The sequence below is a fragment of the Kerstersia sp. genome (genome assembly GCF_052103615.1).
In the GTDB taxonomy this organism is placed as follows: Bacteria; Pseudomonadota; Gammaproteobacteria; order Burkholderiales; family Burkholderiaceae_B; genus Kerstersia.
Map to the genome: position 1 here is coordinate 1 of NZ_JBQEKA010000072.1, position 16,057 is coordinate 16,057.

The 16,057-nt window shown below is 62.3% G+C and carries 14 protein-coding genes, 1 tRNA gene and 1 riboswitch; of the genes, 9 read left to right on the top strand and 6 right to left on the bottom strand.

Annotation, left to right across the window (positions count from 1 at the left end):
- Positions 1-1,537 (top strand): hypothetical protein (locus ACTJGZ_RS12720; RefSeq protein WP_441663288.1); only part of this gene is annotated, 1,537 nt, incomplete at its 5' end.
- A gap of 46 nt (positions 1,538-1,583) precedes the next feature.
- Here ACTJGZ_RS12720 and ACTJGZ_RS12725 read toward each other — a convergent pair.
- On the bottom strand, positions 1,584-2,390 hold the full coding sequence (locus ACTJGZ_RS12725) for a rhomboid family intramembrane serine protease (protein ID WP_441663289.1): 807 nt from the start codon (positions 2,388-2,390) through the stop codon (positions 1,584-1,586).
- A gap of 309 nt (positions 2,391-2,699) precedes the next feature.
- Here ACTJGZ_RS12725 and ACTJGZ_RS12730 point away from each other — a divergent pair, with 309 nt between their 5' ends.
- From ACTJGZ_RS12730 to ACTJGZ_RS12755, 6 genes are all read left to right on the top strand, one after another.
- Positions 2,700-3,683 carry an NAD(P)H-quinone oxidoreductase gene (locus ACTJGZ_RS12730; RefSeq protein ID WP_441663290.1) on the top strand — a complete coding sequence of 328 codons (984 nt, stop codon included), beginning with the start codon at positions 2,700-2,702 and terminating at the stop codon, positions 3,681-3,683.
- A 221-nt stretch (positions 3,684-3,904) separates the two neighbouring features.
- Positions 3,905-4,657, top strand: a complete 753-nt coding sequence (gene tpiA, locus ACTJGZ_RS12735; protein WP_441663291.1) for a triose-phosphate isomerase — start codon at positions 3,905-3,907, stop codon at positions 4,655-4,657.
- 23 nt (positions 4,658-4,680) lie between these two features.
- Positions 4,681-5,301, top strand: a complete 621-nt coding sequence (gene secG, locus ACTJGZ_RS12740; protein ID WP_441663292.1) for a preprotein translocase subunit SecG — start codon at positions 4,681-4,683, stop codon at positions 5,299-5,301.
- Between the two features lie 191 nt (positions 5,302-5,492).
- A tRNA-Leu gene (locus tag ACTJGZ_RS12745) sits at positions 5,493-5,577 on the top strand.
- A gap of 304 nt (positions 5,578-5,881) precedes the next feature.
- Complete coding sequence (locus tag ACTJGZ_RS12750) at positions 5,882-6,985, top strand: Lnb N-terminal periplasmic domain-containing protein (RefSeq protein WP_441663293.1); 1,104 nt, start codon at positions 5,882-5,884, stop codon at positions 6,983-6,985.
- Positions 6,982-9,273, top strand: coding sequence for an esterase/lipase family protein (locus tag ACTJGZ_RS12755; RefSeq protein ID WP_441663294.1), 2,292 nt, complete (start codon positions 6,982-6,984; stop codon positions 9,271-9,273). Before ACTJGZ_RS12750 ends, ACTJGZ_RS12755 begins: the two co-directional genes overlap by 4 nt.
- Before the next feature lie 37 nt (positions 9,274-9,310).
- On the opposite strand, the gene ACTJGZ_RS12760 is transcribed toward ACTJGZ_RS12755, so the two are convergent.
- The 4 genes from ACTJGZ_RS12760 to ACTJGZ_RS12775 form a co-directional block, all read right to left on the bottom strand.
- Positions 9,311-10,402 (bottom strand): NADH:flavin oxidoreductase/NADH oxidase, encoded by a 1,092-nt coding sequence (locus tag ACTJGZ_RS12760; RefSeq protein WP_441663295.1) that lies wholly within the window; start codon positions 10,400-10,402, stop codon positions 9,311-9,313.
- 43 nt (positions 10,403-10,445) lie between these two features.
- Positions 10,446-11,129 carry an HAD family hydrolase gene (locus ACTJGZ_RS12765; RefSeq protein WP_441663296.1) on the bottom strand — a complete coding sequence of 228 codons (684 nt, stop codon included), beginning with the start codon at positions 11,127-11,129 and terminating at the stop codon, positions 10,446-10,448.
- Between the two features lie 166 nt (positions 11,130-11,295).
- A complete protein-coding gene (locus ACTJGZ_RS12770; protein WP_441663297.1) occupies positions 11,296-11,874 on the bottom strand; it encodes a manganese efflux pump MntP in 579 nt (192 codons plus the stop codon).
- A 5-nt stretch (positions 11,875-11,879) separates the two neighbouring features.
- Positions 11,880-12,055, bottom strand: a riboswitch (yybP-ykoY riboswitch).
- Positions 12,056-12,068: 13 nt separating this feature from the next.
- Positions 12,069-13,955, bottom strand: coding sequence for an LTA synthase family protein (locus tag ACTJGZ_RS12775; RefSeq protein WP_441663298.1), 1,887 nt, complete (start codon positions 13,953-13,955; stop codon positions 12,069-12,071).
- A gap of 434 nt (positions 13,956-14,389) precedes the next feature.
- On the opposite strand from ACTJGZ_RS12775, the gene ACTJGZ_RS12780 reads away from it, so the two are divergent.
- Positions 14,390-14,551, top strand: a complete 162-nt coding sequence (locus ACTJGZ_RS12780; RefSeq protein ID WP_441663299.1) for a hypothetical protein — start codon at positions 14,390-14,392, stop codon at positions 14,549-14,551.
- A gap of 58 nt (positions 14,552-14,609) precedes the next feature.
- On the opposite strand, the gene ACTJGZ_RS12785 is transcribed toward ACTJGZ_RS12780, so the two are convergent.
- Positions 14,610-15,656 (bottom strand): AraC family transcriptional regulator ligand-binding domain-containing protein, encoded by a 1,047-nt coding sequence (locus tag ACTJGZ_RS12785; RefSeq protein ID WP_441663300.1) that lies wholly within the window; start codon positions 15,654-15,656, stop codon positions 14,610-14,612.
- Between the two features lie 126 nt (positions 15,657-15,782).
- On the opposite strand from ACTJGZ_RS12785, the gene ACTJGZ_RS12790 reads away from it, so the two are divergent.
- A partial coding sequence (locus tag ACTJGZ_RS12790; protein WP_441663301.1) for a cytochrome b occupies positions 15,783-16,057 on the top strand: 275 nt, incomplete at its 3' end.

A 16,057-nucleotide genomic window follows, 5' to 3' on the forward strand; every position in this document is an offset into this window, starting at 1 on the left:
CCTGATAGGGGTATTCCGGCAGCCGGTTATCCGCTCAGCCTTGCTGGGCGCCGCGCTGGCTTTGGTGGTGGCTTTTCTGAGCGCGCCTAAAGTGTTCGGCCTGCATGAAGCGGTCATGGCGGTGGCGCGCGGAAGCTGGATAGGCCTGACGGTGGTGCCTTACATATTAGGCGGCCTGCTGTTCTGGCGGGTGGCCAGCCTGATCGGGCAGGGCGCGCAGGCCGATGCCGTGGCTGGTTTGCAGGGCGGAACGGCGGCAGGGGGAGGGGCGGCGCAAGAAGCAGCCCAAGAGGCAGCCCAAGAAGCGGCCCAAGAAGCGGCCCAAGAAGCCTTGGCCTATACGCAGCGCCGCATTTTGTTTAATGCCTGTTTCCTGATCGGGCCGTTTGCGGAATCCGTGACCGGTTTCGGGGTGGGCATGATGGGAACTTTCGCTTTGCTGGCGAGCCTGTCACTGCGCCCGGCCTATCTGCTGGCCTTCGGTTTCATCGGCCAGGCGCTGGGCCCCTGGGGCGGCATGGCCAGCGGCACCCTGATCGCGGCGGCGCTGGCGGGTTCCGATCCGGCGACCTTTGCCATCTGGAGCGGCGGCATCGTCTGTGTCATCTTGATGGCATGGCTGCCGCTATTCTGGCGGCTGGCCGAACATGCCGGATTGAGTTTCCCGCGCGATGAGCGGCGCAAAGATGCGGCATGGCTGGCGGGCACGCTGGCGCTGCTGCTGCTGATGACCTGGCTGGGCGGGCCGGAAACAGGCTTGATCGCTTCTTTCGGGCCGGTTATCGCATTGCGCTATTTCCTCAGCCACGATGCGCGGCTCAGCAGCTTGCTGCAAGCGGCGCGCCAGGTCTGGCCTTATATCCTGCTGGTAGGCGGGCTGGCGCTGACCCGCCTGATTCCCTCCTGGGCCCGTTTTCTGCGCGATACGGGCAGCATCCGGCCATTTGAAAACCTGCCGGCTTTCAGCCCGATGTTCCACTCCGGGGTCTGGCTGCTGGTGCTGGGCTTGCTGGTTGCTGTCCTGATCCAAGAAAGCCGGCGTGTCGTGCCCATCATGAAGGAAAGCTGGGCCAGCGGCAAAACGGCCATCATCACGACGGCGCTATTCTGTATCCTGGCGGAGGTGTTGAGCTTGTCCGGCATTGCGACTTCCCTCGCGGCAGGGATGCTCGAAGCGCTGGGCCGCACTTCCGTGTTCTTGTCCATGCTGCTGGCCGCCCTGTTCGGGCTGGTCACCAACAGCGCCAATGCTTCTAACGGTTTGCTGATGAATTCGCAGCTGGCCTTGGCGCATGGCACGGGATTGAGCGCATTGGGCGCGGCCGCGCTGCAGCACGCATCGGCCATTGCCATGAGCACGTTTTCGCCCGTGCGCATCATGCTCGCCTGCGGCTTTGCCGGGGTGGCCGTGGGAATGCGCGAGGTTTACCGCACCGTTTTGCCGCTGATGGGCGTGGTGGCCTTGATTATTTTGCTGGTCGCTTGTGTGTTGCTGGCTTATGCCGGCCCGGCGGTGCTGGTACCGGCAGGGGCTTGAGATTCAGGGCGGCGGCAGTTTGCCGACGCCCTGAATGGGATGCCGGTTAACGGTATTGCTGCGCGCGCATTTCCGCGCGCACGGCATGGGCATCGTCCCAGCCTGCGGTTTCCAGGGCCAGCGCCAGCAGGATCAATGCAATGGCGGCAGACAGCAGGCTGCGCGCGATATAGCGCGAGCGCGTGGTGTCGGGGCGCAGGCTGCCGATGGCCAGGCCCAGCGCAAATCCGGCCAGCAAACCGCCGATGTGGGCCAGTTGGTCGATGCCGGGGATCAGCAAGCCAAGCACGATGTTGATCGCAACCACCTGGAACAGGGACTTGAACAGGCGGCTATTGGCTTCAGGCGTATGAATCTTGCTGGCCAGCGCGCTGGCCAGCAAGCCGCCGCAGAGCGCCATGATGGCGCCGGAGGCCCCGACGCTGACGACCAGGTTGACGACGGTGACGCTATGCGCGCCGCCAAATCCAGGCACGGTTTCAAAGAGGTTCTGCGCGTTCCAGGCGGCGCTGGAAAAGCTCGCCCAAAGACCGCCGACCAGATACACCACCAGCATGCCAGGGCGCCCCAGCCGCTGCTCGGAGAGCGGGCCGACGATCATCAGCATATACATATTGGCGACCAGGTGCATCAGGCCGCCGTGCAGGAACATATTGCTCAACAGGCGCCAGTAGTCGCCCGTCAGCGACAGCACGGCCAAATTGCCGCCCCAATCTTGCAGGTCGCGGCTATCAAAATCAATCAGATTGCCGCCGCTTAGCGCCACCAGCAGATACAGCACGACATTGAGGGCGATCAGCGCGGCGGTCGGCCAGGGAAAAGAAGAGGCGGGCAAGTAGCGGGAGGTCTGCATATCGGTGGGTGTGCAATGCGGGGAAATAAGGGGCGGCAGGCGTGACAGGCCAGCGCGGCATGGGCGCCATGTTACAGCGAGCCGCTGAAATCTGGCGCATGGGCTGGCGGGTGGGGCAAACGCGGGGGCAAACGCGGTGGCAAGCGCGGGGAAATAGGGGAAAGAATAGGGAATAAGTGCGTCGGCCCAGGCGGCAGCCAAGGAGGCAGCCCTGGAGGCGGCCAATGCGCCAGCCAATGCGGGCAAGCCAATGCGGCGGCAAGTTCGTTAATATGACTCTTTTCATTCCTCCTGTAACGGTTTGATGTCATGCGAGTTATCGAAATCTCTCAGCCGGGTGGCCCGGAAGTCCTGGTATTGGCGCAACGTGAGGTTCCCGTTCCGGGGCCAGGGGAAGTTCTGATTAAAGTGCACGCGGCAGGTATCAACCGTCCTGACTTGTTCCAGCGGCAGGGCAGCTATCCGCCGCCGCCGGGCGCGTCGGATTTGCCGGGGCTGGAAGTGGCGGGCGAAATCGTCGGCGGGGATGTCCAGGCCGGCGGGTGGCGTCTGGGGGACAAGGTCTGCGCGCTGACAGCCGGGGGCGGCTATGCGGAGTATTGCGTGGCGCCTGCCGGGCACTGCCTGCCTGTACCCGAGGGCTGGAGCATGGTGGAAGCTGCCGGTTTGCCGGAAACGGCTTTTACCGTCTGGAGCAATGTCTTTGACCGCGGCCGCCTGGCAGACGGGGAAAGCCTGCTGGTGCACGGCGGAGCCAGCGGCATTGGCGTGACGGCCATTCAGATCGCCACGGCCCTGGGGCACCCGGTTTATGCCACGGTCGGCAGCGATGAGCGCGTGCAGGCGGTGCAAGCGCTGGGCGCGGTGCGGGGGATCAATTACCGCACCGAAGATTTTGTGGCCGTTATCAAGGAAGTGACGGAGGGTCGCGGCGTGGATGTCATTCTGGACATGGTGGCCGGGGATTACATTCCGCGCAATCTGAAATCGCTGGCCGAAGACGGGCGCGCGGTCTGCATTGCGGTGCTGGGCGGCGCGCGCGCCGAGGTCAATGCGGGGCTGATGATGCAGCGCCGCTTGACCTTGACCGGTTCCACCTTGCGTCCGCGCAGCATCGCATACAAAACCGGCGTGGCGCGCCAATTGCGCCAGCAGGTCTGGCCCTTGCTGGCGCAAGGCAGGGTGCGCCCCGTCGTGCATGGCGTGTTCGGCTTTGAAGCGGCAGCACAAGCGCATGCTGTGATGGAGGCTGGCGGCCATACCGGCAAATTGGTGCTCAAGCTGCTGGATTGAAACGCGGCGCCCGAAATACGGCGCCGGAAATAGGGCGCTCGAAATAGGGCGCCCGAAATACGACGCCTGAAACACGGCAATTTTCTCGGTCTGCTTCTGCCAAATGCCGGCTGGCAGGGGCTTGCCGCGGTTTTTTATCGGGCAATAAGCGCTTTCCCTCGCCATTGGGCTGGCCGACAGGATACAATCCTGCGTTTATCCCGATTTCGCAATACTGACGCATGAACGCAGAAAATACTCGCAAGCGCCTGGTGCTGGGCAATTGGAAACTGCACGGCAATCTGGCGGATAACGCTACCTTGCTGGCCGCCGTTCGCGCCGGCGCCGTTGGCCTGACAGCCGATATCGGCGTTTGTGTGCCCTTTCCATATTTGGCGCAAGCTGGCGCCGCCCTGGCTGGTTCCCCGGTTTCCTGGGGGGCACAGGATGTCAGCACGCATGAAAAAGGTGCTTATACGGGTGAAGTTTCCGCGCCCATGCTGGCGGATCTGGGCTGCCGCTGGGTGCTGGTAGGCCATTCCGAGCGCCGCAGCTACCATGCTGAAAGCAATGATTATGTGGCAGCCAAGGCTGCCGCCGCGCTGAAAGCTGGCCTGACGCCCGTTGTGTGCGTAGGCGAAACGCTGGAACAGCATCAGGCTGGCAAGACGCTGGCTGTGATCGCCGAGCAATTGGCGCCGGTGCTGGCGCTGGGGGCAGAGCAGGTCGCCCGCGCCGTGATTGCCTATGAGCCGGTCTGGGCCATCGGTACCGGCCTGAGCGCCACGCCGGAACAGGCCCAGGAAGTGCATGCCGCCATACGCGCCCAGTTGCGCACGCTGGGCAGCGCTGCCGCAGATGTCCGAATTCTCTATGGCGGCAGTGTCAAGCCCGCCACGGCCGCTGGCCTGTTTGCACAAGCTGACATCGACGGCGGCCTGATAGGCGGCGCGGCATTGGTGGCAGATGATTTCCTGCAGATTGCCGCAGCATAAAAGTTTCTGGAGCTATTAAAAGCATGTCTTCAATCTACACGTTGTTGCTGGTCGTTCAAATCATCTCCGCTTTTACCATCATCGGCCTGGTGCTGATGCAGCATGGCAAGGGCGCCGACATGGGTTCTTCGTTCGGCAGCGGTTCCGCCGGCAGCCTGTTTGGCGCAACGGGCGCGGCCAATTTTCTGTCGCGCACGACGAAATGGGCGGCGGTGCTGTTCTTCGCCGTGACTACGGGCCTGGCGTATTTCAGCTATGCCCCCAATCGTGCCAAGGAACAAGCTGAAGAAACCGGCGTGATGCAAGGCTACCAGGATCTGTCGGTCCCGCAGCTGGGTGATGTGCCTGTCAATAATGCAGGCGGTGCAGCTGCTGTGCCTGCGGCGCCTGCGGTTCCGTCCGAGCCTGCTGTGCCCGCCGCGCCGGAAACGGCAGCACCGGCTGCCGTCCCGGCAGAGCCCGAGGCCGAAGCGGCTGCCCAGCAGCCTGAAGCGGATCACAATGCGCCGGCAGCACCTGCGGAATCGGAAGCTGCGGCAGCTGTGCCGCCTGTGGCTGAGCCTGTGGTGGAGTCTGCAACTGAACCGGCAGCTGAGCACACCGAGCCTGCCGCCGAGCCGCAAGCCGAACCGGCCGCGCAGTAATCACAGCGGGGCGGGTGGCGCCAGGTGCGTCGGCCCGCCAGAATGCCGATCAGGAAATCCTGTGAAGCATTCATCCCGACTTGGCGCTTCATCGAAAATCTTTGATGAAGCGCTTGAAAAATAAAATACCGTGCTATAATTTAATGCTGTTCAACGCTGTGCTTTTTCAGGCAGCCGAGATTGGTGCCAATGCCGTCGTGGTGGAATTGGTAGACACGCTATCTTGAGGGGGTAGTGGCGAAAGCTGTGCGAGTTCGAGTCTCGCCGACGGCACCAACACAGAAAGCATACCGGTCACGGTATTCCGGCAGTACGCTGAAACCCGCATGATTCTCGTGATCTGCGGGTTTTTTGTTGCCAGGGGCTTTTATTGCCGCCGCTCTTGTTCTTGCTTGTGCGGTAGCTGGCAGCCTGCGCAGGGCTTGCGCTTGTTGTGGCACTGGAAACACGGCAACACATATTTGTTGCGGATCCCTCTGGTTTTGCGGCTTGCCGGCGTCCTGCAAGAGGCAACTGTGGTCAAATCATGCCCTATCGCGACAGGCGCGAGGCGCCTTGAGGCTGTGTTTGAGCTGTTTCCATGATGAAGCACCCTTTCTCTTCCCAGGATTCTTCCGTCCGTGTTGCTGGCAGATGGGCAGTTATCGTGCGCGCGCTGAGCCGGGGGCTGGCGGCATGTCTGCTGGCCGGCTTCGTGCTTTGGGGCGCGCTGGCTTTGTGGTATCAGGCTGGGGCGGTATGGCGCTGGCCTGCTTTGGTATTGTGGCTGTGCATCGGCTTGCATGCGGTCTTCAGGCTGGCGGCGGGCCGTAAGCCTGGGCAATCTCAGGCGCAGCGGCGGGTATGGCGCTATAGCATGTTGCTTGCCGCCTTATTGCTGCTGGGCTGGTGGAGCCGCTTGCAGCCTTCGCATGATCGTATCTGGGCGGATGATGTCGCCCATTTGCTGGAGGCGGAAGTCAGCGGCAACCATGTGACACTGCATAACGTGCGTAATTTCGATTGGCGCAGCGCAACGGATTACACGCCGCGCTGGGAAACGCGCGAATACGATCTGGACCAGCTGGTATCAGCCGATTTGCTGCTGTCTTATTGGATGGGCCCGGCGATTGCCCATACCTTGGTGTCCTTTGGCTTCGCGGATGGGCAGCAGCTGGTTTTCTCGCTGGAAATCCGCAAGGAAAGCCACGAGTCATTTTCGGCAATTGCGGGTTTTTTCCGCCAGTATGAGGTCGTGCTGATTGCCGCCGACGAGAACGATATCGTCAGAGTGCGGACCAATGCGCGTGATGAGGAAGTGCAGCTGTATCGCCTGGCCTTGACGCCGGATCAATTGAAAACCGCCTTTCTCGGCTATTTGGATGAGGCGCAGTCCATTGGCCAGCGTCCGCGTTTCTACAATACGCTCACCAGCAATTGCACGACGATCGTGATGGATTTGGGGCGGCAGATTGCCGATGGCCTGCCGCTGGACTATCGGGTGCTGCTGTCTGGCTATTTCGCGGAATATGCCTATGAACAGGGCGCGCTGACGCCAGGACAGGACTACGCTGCCTTGCAGGCAGCCGGTGATATCACGCGCCGCGCCCGGGCATTTTCCGGCGCGCCTGGCGATTTTCCGTTGGCCATACGCCAGACAATTCCCGGCATACCGCCGGCAGACAAGAGGGCGGTTGCGCCATGATGTATGGGAAGGCCTGGGCGGCGGCACGTCGGGTGCGCTGGGCGCGTTGGGCGGGCGTGGCTGTGGCCGTCACGGTATTGCAGGGCTGCAGTCTGTTGCGCGAATTTCAGCCTTCGGTCGTGGTCAAGCCCATGACCGCAAATGAATACATTACGCTGCAGCGCGGCGATATTCTGACCACTGGCAAGCTGAGCGAAAAAACCGCTCAGACCATCAGGGTGACAGGGCTGGATCAGGGCGATTGCGCCGTCACGGCATCCTTGGTCTGTATCGAGGCGCTGGGCAAGGTACAGGGCATTCTCGACGAGCAGCGCATGTCGGCGCTGTCGGAGTTGTGGTTGCAGTGGGCGATGAAGGAAATTCCGAACACGCATCCTGAAGATCCCGGCGGCCTGGCCCCCTGGATGGAAGCGGCGCGTCACGCTTACGCTTATCTGTTCTTTACGCCGCGCTCGCCAGGCGAGCGGGCGTTTGAAGACAGGCAGACCCAGGTGCGGGATTGGTATAACTATGCGGTGCAGGAGGCGGTGGCCCGGCTGTTTGCTGTCCGCCGCAACCAGCCGGCAGCTAGCGATAGCACGCAGACGCGTTTTCGTCTGGGAGATTGGCTGCTGGATGTCGATCTGGCGCTGCGTCTGCCGGAAGGCGTGGACATGGTGAAGGAACTGGTGCCGGCGTCTTCGCTGGCGTTCCAGGGGCTGCGCAGCACTTACCGGCGTGATGGATTTGGCGCAGAGCTGGTCGCTGTCATGGACGAGCCAGCGCTCAATGTGTTGGCTGCCGATGCCGTGCCGCCGGATCCCAAGCTTGAGGACAGTGCGCAGGCAACCCGCGAAATGGCGGAACGCGGCTCGGCGCGGCCTGCGAAACTGGCCGGAGATGAAATGGAGCGGGCCCGGCATGGCGGGCCAGAGGATGAGCGGGCGCGGCGCTGGGCGCAGTGGCGGGCGGCTTCCTGGAGTGAAATGCCTTCGCCCAATATCACGGTGGTATTCCGCTATGCGGGGCAGACGCTGGAAGAAGTGCTGGCGAGCCGTGAGGTCAATATCAGTGTGCATGACCCGCTGGTCGAACGTGACTTGACGATAGATGGCGAAGCCGTGCCGCTGGCGGGGAATTTCACTGCGGGTTACGGCTTATGGCTGGCGCGCTCGGGTTTCAATCGCCAGTCTTTGAGCAATTTGTTCGGGCGCGATGATGGCATGGAGCGGCCGCATCTTTATATGATGCAGCCGTATGACCCGAACCGCCGCATTATCCTGATGCTGCATGGCCTGGCCAGCAGCCCGGAAGCCTGGGTTAATGTGGCCAATGAAATCATGGGAGATGAGGCGCTGCGCGCCGAGTTCCAGGTCTGGCAGGTGTATTACCCGACCAATCTGCCGCTGGTATTCAACCATGTGGCCATCCGCCGTTTGCTGGAACGCACCTTGCATCACTTTGACCCGGACGGCTCGGCGGCCGCATCCCAGGGCCTGGTGCTGGTGGGGCACAGCATGGGCGGCATGATTTCGCGCATGATGATTTCCTCGGCGGATGAGCAGTTGTGGGATTGGGCGCTGAAAGAACATCCGATGGAGCCGGAGCGTCTGGAGCGTTTGCGTTCCAAGGCCGACCCCATGCTGAGATTTCAGCCGTTTCCTGGCGTGGAGCGGGCGGTTTTCATTGCCGCTCCGCATCGCGGCACGCCGGTCGCGGGCCATACGCTGGTGCGCTGGATTGCCAGTTTTATCCGTTTGCCGCTGACCATTCTGGAAAATTTCGATGATGCGCTGCAGGCGCGCCCGCCAGGTAGCGGGTCGGGCGAACTGACCAGTGTGCCAACCAGCATCGACAACCTGAACGAACACGATTCTTTTGTCAAAACGGCAGCAGACTTGCCGATATCCGATGCGGTGCGCTATCACTCCATCATTGCGCGCCAGCAGCCTAAAGGGCCTTTGCTGGAAAGCGATGATGGCGTCGTGCCTTATCGCAGCGCGCATTTGCCCAAGGCCGTGTCGGAAAAAATCATCGTGGCTGGGCATAGCGTGCAGGAAACCGCTGCTGCCATTCTGGAGCTGCGCCGCATCCTGCATGAAGATATTGCCGAACAGCGCCGCCGCAGCGGCAAGCCGGCACCCGCTTTGCAGCCGCTGCAGACACCGCTGGCGGCGCCGGAATTGGCTGCGCCTGAAACAGCGCCCGTCCCTGAGACGGATGAGGCGGGCCGCAGCCGTCCGGCCAGAGCGGCGGATGAGCCGGGCGTGCAGCGTATCCGGCTGGGCCCGCTGGCGCCAATTGAATAGCGCTCACTGAAATAAAGATCACTGCGGCGGCAGTGCGTCAGTAGCGTTGCAGCCAGTGGCCGTAGGACGGCGGCAGCAAGGATGCTGCCTGTTCCTGCTTCAGCGCCCGGGCGGCGGCGTAAGACCAGTGCGGGTTGGCAAGATGGCCTTTGCCTATCTGGACGAGGTCCAGTTGCTGGGTGGCAATGAGCTGTTCGGCCAGACTGGGGTCATCCATGCCCCAGGCGCTGGAGACGGGCAAGCCGGTTTCGCGGCGGACGCGCTCCGCGACCGGCGCGAGAAAACCTGGTGTTTTCCAAGGTACCTGAGCGCCAGGAATGGTGAAGCCCACGCTGACGCTGAGCAAATCCAGGCCGGTGCGCTTGAGGCTTAGCGTCAGGTCTATCGCATCAGCCACGGTCTGTTCATCCTGGCCGTCATATTCGATGACACCAAAGCGCGCTGTGAGCGGAAGGTGTTCCGGCCAGACACGGCGCACGGCGGCCAGCGTTTCAATCAGAAAGCGGTGGCGGTTTGCGGCGCTGCCGCCATATTCATCCTGGCGCTGGTTGCTATGGGCGGAGAAGAAGCTTTGGCCTAGGTAGCCGTGCGCGAAATGCAGCTCCAGCCATTCGAAGCCGGCATCGAGCGCGCGCTGCGCGGCGTCAGCAAAGTCCTGGCGGACGCGGGCAATGTCGTCCAGCGTCATGGCGCGCGGCACTTTGGGCAATTGGGCGCCGAAGGGCAGGGCGGAAGGCGCTATGGTTTCCCAGCCGCGCGGGTCGCCTGCCGGAATATGGTCATCCCCTTCCCAGGGGCGGTTGGCGCTGGCTTTGCGGCCGGCATGGGCGATTTGTATGCCCGGCACCGCGCCGCCTGCCTTGATGGCGGCGGCAATCGGCGCGAGCGCCGCGGTGTGGGCATCCGACCAGATGCCCGCGCAGCCGGGTGTGATCCGGCCCTCAGGCGAAACCGCGCTTGCTTCGACGATGACCAGCCCGGCGCCGCCCCGGCCAAGTCCTGCATAGTGGACATGATGCCAATCATTGACCAGACCGTCGATGGCCTGGTATTGACACATGGGCGGCACGGCGATGCGGTTGCGCAGCGTTATGTCTTTGAGTTGAAAGGCTTGATACAAGGCGGACATAGGAGTTCCTGAGCAGGAAAGGGGCGGGCCGGGCGTGGGGTCTTTAGATGCCTGCGGCGATCAGGCCAGGCAACTCGGCCATATCCTGGAAGATATGGCGGGCGCCTGCATCGCGCAGTTCCTGCGCAGCGCTGTGGTTCAGGCCGGCGGGGCTATAGCCGAAGACCGTCGCGCCAGCGGCAACGCCGGCACGCGTGCCGGTCACGGTATCTTCAACAACGGCGCAGCGGGCCGGGTCTGCCCCCAGCAACTTGGCGGCGGCCAGGTAAACATCGGGGTAAGGCTTGTTGCGCGCCTGCTCATGGCCACTGCAGATACGCTCCTGAAAGTAGTCGAAGATGCCGGTTTTGCGCAATTGCAATTCCACTTTGCCGCGATCCGCGCCTGAGGCAACGGCAATACGGCCATCCAGCGCCTGGTGCAGGGCTTGCACGGCCCGGCCAGCGCCCGGCACTTCCACTAGCTCGGCTTCCAGGGCCGCATTGCGGCGTTGCCAGAATTCGGTCAGCCACTCATCGGTGACCGGTTTGCCGGTGTGCTGGGTGATGCGCGCCGATTCGTCACGCACGGTTTTGCCAGTGAATGTCCGTGAGGCTTCTTCCAGGCTGATGGCCCAGCCTTGTTCGGCCAGCATGGCTGCCAGAACACGGTGGGTAATAGGTTCGGAATCAACAAGCACGCCATCACAATCAAACAAAATGGCGTCAAAACAGGAGGTGCGAGTCATGGCAGCAATAAAAGCGGGAACGGCGGGGAAAAGCTGAGCCGGTGTGCCGGTGGCAGAGTCTCAGGCGTATCAGTGTGGGAACCGATGGCACCAAGAATACCGCATCTTCCCGGGACAGCTGCCGATGTCCCCAGGGGCGGCCAGGGCTTGCCTGGCCGGGGGGGCTTCAACGGCCCAGATGCTCATAAAGGATGCTCAGGCCCACGAGTATCAGAATGACGCCGCCGGCGCATTCCGCCCAGTGACCGACCAGCCGCTTGAGCACACGGCCCAGCATGATGCCCAGGGTGACCATGATCATGGTCGCCAGGCCGATCATGACGGACGTCGGGATGATGCTGGCATCAATAAAGGCCAGGCTGACGCCGACAGCCATCGCATCTATGCTGGTGGCCAGGCCCGCCAGCGCCAGCGCCCAGAAGCCTTGGCGCCCGCGGTGGACACAGGGGGTATCCGTGGCGCTAGGGGGGGCAGCATGCAGGCTGCGCCAGATCATGTGCGCGCCCAAAGCCAGCAGCAAGACGAAAGCAACCCAGTGATCCCAGCTTTCAATGTAGGGGGCCGCGACGCGGCCCAGCAGCCAGCCGATCAGCGGCGTGATGGCTTCTATCGTGCCGAAGATCAGGCCGACGCGCATGGCTTCGGTAAAACGGGGTTTGTGCAGGGCTGCCCCTTTTCCGACGGCGACGGCAAAAGCGTCGGTGGACATGGCCAGGGCTAGCAGAAGGGTGGAAGCGAAATTCATGGGGCACCATAGTGAGTGTCGGAAACCTGGACACAACAGACAGGCCCCGACAACTACCTGGCTGTTGTGTTCATGGTCTCGCCGAGCACGATGGCTGTACGCGCCACGGTGAACTGCACCGAGCATGTTGACGCGTACGCTTCCTGGGGCGGAAGTAGGCTACTCCCCATTACTGCGGCGGATCATAGCATGGATCACCGTGGGGGCAAGTGATAGGTCCTCGTGCGGTAGGCCCAACTGGGCCAGATGACATGTCCCAGCGCTTTGCGGGCCAGCGCGGCATCCGTGGCGACCGCTTCCTGGCCCGTCAGGTCCCAGCGGTATTGCTGGGGTTCCAGGTTGGGGCGCAGCACTAGCAACTGATCGCCTTGCAGATAACCGTAGTTATCGCCGAATTGCATGATGGCGCGACCTGGGCTGCGAACCGTCAGATCACTGCCTATCATCGGGTGTTCGCTGGAAATGCCGATGAGCGAGAGCAGGGTCGGCGGCAGGTCGATCTGGCTGATGAGGCGTTCATCGTGGCGCGGCGCAATGCTGCCGCCGAGTATCAGCGCGGGGATGTGGAAACGTTCCACCGGAATGTCGGTAGAACCGTAAACGCGGGCGTCGTGGTCAGCGACAACCAGAAAAACGGTGTCGTCCCAATAGGGGCGGGTGCGCGCCACATCGAAGAACTGGCCCAGCGCCCAGTCGGCATAGCGGACCGTGTTTTCCACGGTATCAGGTTCGCCTTCGGCGGTAATGCGTCCTGCCGGGTATTCCCAGGGCGAGTGATTCGATACCGAGAAAGCCAGAATGAATTCAGGTTTGCCGCGCTCCTGCATCAGCAGGTGGTCCAGTTCCTTGAACATATCTTCATCCGCAGCCCCCCAGGAACCAACAAAGCCGGGTTTGGTGGAAAAGCGCGGCAGATCGACGACTTCCTCAAAGCCATTGCCCAGGAAAAAGCCCCGCATATTGTCGAAGTGAGCCTCGCCGCCATACAGGAAGCGCGAGCCATAGCCCTGGCGGCCCAGCAATTCAGCCAGAGTGAAAAAGCCGGTCTGGGCATTGGGCATCTTGACGACGGCTTCAGACGGCGTGGGTGGGAAACCAGTGGTCAGGGCTTCCAGACCGCGTACCGAGCGTGTGCCGGTGGCATAAGTGCGGGTAAAGAACCAGCCTTCCTTGGCCAGCGCGTCGAGTTCGGGGGTCAGGTTCTGCCCGCCCAGGCTGCCGACGAATTGGGCGCCCAGGCTTTCTTCCACAATCAGCACCAGGTTGCGCGGGCGTTCCACGCTGAGGCTGGCTTGCTGGTCGTGCAAGGTTGGGATTTGCGGGTCGCTGGGCTGGGCGGGTAGGTCAGCCGAAGTGCGCACGATTTCAATGGCTTCTTCGGTGGGCATGCTGCCATAAAGCGATTCGGCCGAACGTTCGTCCTTCATGCGGTAGGCGGCATAGGTGACGCTGTAAAACGAATTCAGCGCCAGCGCATTGACCATGGCGTCATTGGCAAACGCAACCGTCGATGGATTGATGGGGCGGTGCTGCAGCGTGCCGCGTATCGAGATGAAGGCAAGCGCGGCGAAGACCAGGCTGAGGACGGGGCGCCAGCCCCAGGGGCGGCGGGCATCGGGCCTGGCATTCAGCGGGAAGAGTTTGAAACCGATCCACAACAGCGCCGCAACGCCAATAATGGCCGCGCCCACACTGAGTTTGTAGCCGGTCCAGAGCATGGACAGGACTTCTTGCGGATAGACGAGATAGACGAAGAATAGCCGGTTGGGGCGGGTATCGTATTCAGCCAGAAACTGCGGCGTGGCTGCTTCCATAATGGCCAGCAGCAGCCAGCAAACCCTGAACCAGATGGCAGTCCAGCGCGTGGCGCGGGGGTGGTGGCCTAGCCACGGAGAAAGAAAGAGCGGCAGGGCAGCCAGCATGCCCAGCATCGCCAGGTCGATACGCAGGCCGCCCAGCCAGATGCGCCAGATATCAGTGACGGCGCTAACCCGATCCCATTGCCATAGGGCCAGTCCTGTACGGGAAATAAGAAACAATATCAGACTGGCAAGGATAAATCTTAGAGTCAGTTTCAGCATGGATGCAGGATCCTGGCGGGAATCGGAGGACGGCTTATTGTGCGGGAACAGAGGCCGTGTTCAGGGCAATTCAGGCATGCCTGCACAGGCCGTTTCCGGCGCGGCTGGCAATGCGAGCGGGTTTGACTGTAATGCGATGAAATAATTCCCGGCAAGAAAAAAAATAATACTTTTCTTGCCGAATCGCCGCGCAGGGCGCAAAACAGCCGGTTCCGATAGGAAAAAAAGCCGGAAAGGAAAATCGCCGCTTGCGGGGCCGCGTACGCGTCTGCAAACGCGTGCGGAACTGGCAGGGAGGCCGGCGTTGGCGCAGGCGGCCGGGCCCGCAGCCTTGCTGTCTGGCGGTTTGAGCCAGGTCAAGCCAATACGGTGGCAGCGGGGTATGCTAGCTAGGTCAGCCGGTATTGGCCGGCTTCAAGCGATAGGTAGGAACCATGACTAACGGCACTTTGTTGATTATTTTTGTCGCCAGCCTGATTCTGTTCATCTTCGGTTTCGGTCTGCGTGACCGGAACGCGGGGCTGGCTTTATTGGGCATCAGCCTGATGGGGGTGTTGTTTGCCTCGATCTACAAGGCTTACATGACATTCAATTGAGCCTGAGGGGCCATGAATCTACAGAACGCCAGGCGCTTGCCTGGCGTTTTTTTGGGCTTCACGAAGCGGCCGCGAGTGAAACCGCAGCGGCCTGGGGGATGGCTTCGGCGCCGATCTGGCGGTAATGGCCCGGCGTATGGCCAGTCCAGCGCCGGAAGGAACGGTAAAAGGTGTTGGGGTCATCAAAGCCCAGTTCCAGCGCGATATCGGCAATTGGTGTATCGGTCATGGCAATGCGTTGAATCGCGATATCACGGCGCAGGCCGTTCTTGATGCCCTGGAAAGTGTGGCCTTCTTCGCTCAGGCGGCGGCACAGGGTGCGGGTGGACAGCCCCAGTCGGCCGGCAACGATTTCCAGCGCAGGCATATCGGGCAGCGCCGCAGTCAGCACGCGTCTGACTTCGCGGCTGACCAGGCCGTGGCCGTGGCGGGTATGCAGCCAGTCCAGCGGGGCGCGCGCCAGGAAGCTGCGCAGCTCGGGCTTGCGGCGCCGGATGGGCAAATCCAGGTAGTCACGCGGAAACGAGAATTGCGGGCGTTCCTGGTCAAATTGCGGCGCGCCGTGGAAGAGCTGGTTGTAATCCCCGGCGCGCGCGCCCGCGGGGAAAGCAAAGTGCAGCAGCGTCAGGGGCAGGTCGTCCGCGATCAGCCATGAGGCAATGCCGTGCGTCAGTTTGAGCAGGAGGAACTGCCCGGCTTCATCGGGCGCGCGGTGGCCTTCTGTCGCATGCACGCTGATATGGGACAGGGCGCTGTCGCGCCTGAGGCGCAGGCGGAAATCATCAAACAGAATATGGAAAAGATGGGTGTAGCGGTGCAAGGCCACGCCCAGTGTCGGGGCATCGAGCAGCCCGAGCATCAGAAATTTAAGCGTGCCGGGCCGCGCCGGGCGCAGAAATAACCCCAGATGCTCATCGGCCATGTCTGTTGCCAACTGGCGGTATATCGCTGCCAGGGCTTCCGGTGTCAGCGGCGCGCTGCCTTCCAGATAAGGCTGCGCCATGGCGGCGGCAGGCTGGCGCAGCGCTTCCGGCACGCGCAAGAACAACTGCTCCAGCAGGCAGGGCGAAAGGTGGACAGCAAGAGGATCTGCGCGTTGTGGCATGGAAACGGTCAAGGGCGAAGACTGTTAGCATTGTATGGCTTTCAAATCCTGGCGGACAGGCGGCGCGGCGGGGGCTGCGAACCTGAAGAGCCGGGGCCGGGCACAATTAGCGGGGGATGGGGAAAAATGGTCTGGCAATGGAAGGACAACAGCCAGCGTTATGGGGCGGTCAGCAGAAGCCTGCATGGCGCCATGGCCTTATTGTTTGCCTGGCAGTTTCTGGGCATGGGTATCAAGCTATCGCAAGGGCGCACGCCGCTGGCGGCCTTTTTTGTCGGGACGCATGCCTCGGTGGGCGCGATGCTGCTGGGCTTGCTTGTGATGCGCGCCTGCTGGGCGTTCAGCCAGCGGCGGCAGCGGCCCGCCCAGGCGCCGGGCTGGCTTGGCCAGGCAGCCCGGCT

Excerpts from the sequence above, each read along its gene's own strand:
- ACTJGZ_RS12760 (WP_441663295.1), bottom strand. The coding sequence starts at position 10,402 with ATGTCCGCCTTGTATCAAGCCTTTCAACTCAAAGACATAACGCTGCGC.
- tpiA (WP_441663291.1), top strand. The coding sequence starts at position 3,905 with ATGAACGCAGAAAATACTCGCAAGCGCCTGGTGCTGGGCAATTGGAAA.
- ACTJGZ_RS12755 (WP_441663294.1), top strand. The coding sequence starts at position 6,982 with ATGATGTATGGGAAGGCCTGGGCGGCGGCACGTCGGGTGCGCTGGGCG.
- ACTJGZ_RS12750 (WP_441663293.1), top strand. The coding sequence starts at position 5,882 with ATGATGAAGCACCCTTTCTCTTCCCAGGATTCTTCCGTCCGTGTTGCT.
- ACTJGZ_RS12785 (WP_441663300.1), bottom strand. The coding sequence starts at position 15,656 with ATGCCACAACGCGCAGATCCTCTTGCTGTCCACCTTTCGCCCTGCCTG.
- secG (WP_441663292.1), top strand. The coding sequence starts at position 4,681 with ATGTCTTCAATCTACACGTTGTTGCTGGTCGTTCAAATCATCTCCGCT.
- ACTJGZ_RS12730 (WP_441663290.1), top strand. The coding sequence starts at position 2,700 with ATGCGAGTTATCGAAATCTCTCAGCCGGGTGGCCCGGAAGTCCTGGTA.
- ACTJGZ_RS12775 (WP_441663298.1), bottom strand. The coding sequence starts at position 13,955 with ATGCTGAAACTGACTCTAAGATTTATCCTTGCCAGTCTGATATTGTTT.
- ACTJGZ_RS12765 (WP_441663296.1), bottom strand. The coding sequence starts at position 11,129 with ATGACTCGCACCTCCTGTTTTGACGCCATTTTGTTTGATTGTGATGGC.
- ACTJGZ_RS12780 (WP_441663299.1), top strand. The coding sequence starts at position 14,390 with ATGACTAACGGCACTTTGTTGATTATTTTTGTCGCCAGCCTGATTCTG.
- ACTJGZ_RS12770 (WP_441663297.1), bottom strand. The coding sequence starts at position 11,874 with ATGAATTTCGCTTCCACCCTTCTGCTAGCCCTGGCCATGTCCACCGAC.
- ACTJGZ_RS12725 (WP_441663289.1), bottom strand. The coding sequence starts at position 2,390 with ATGCAGACCTCCCGCTACTTGCCCGCCTCTTCTTTTCCCTGGCCGACC.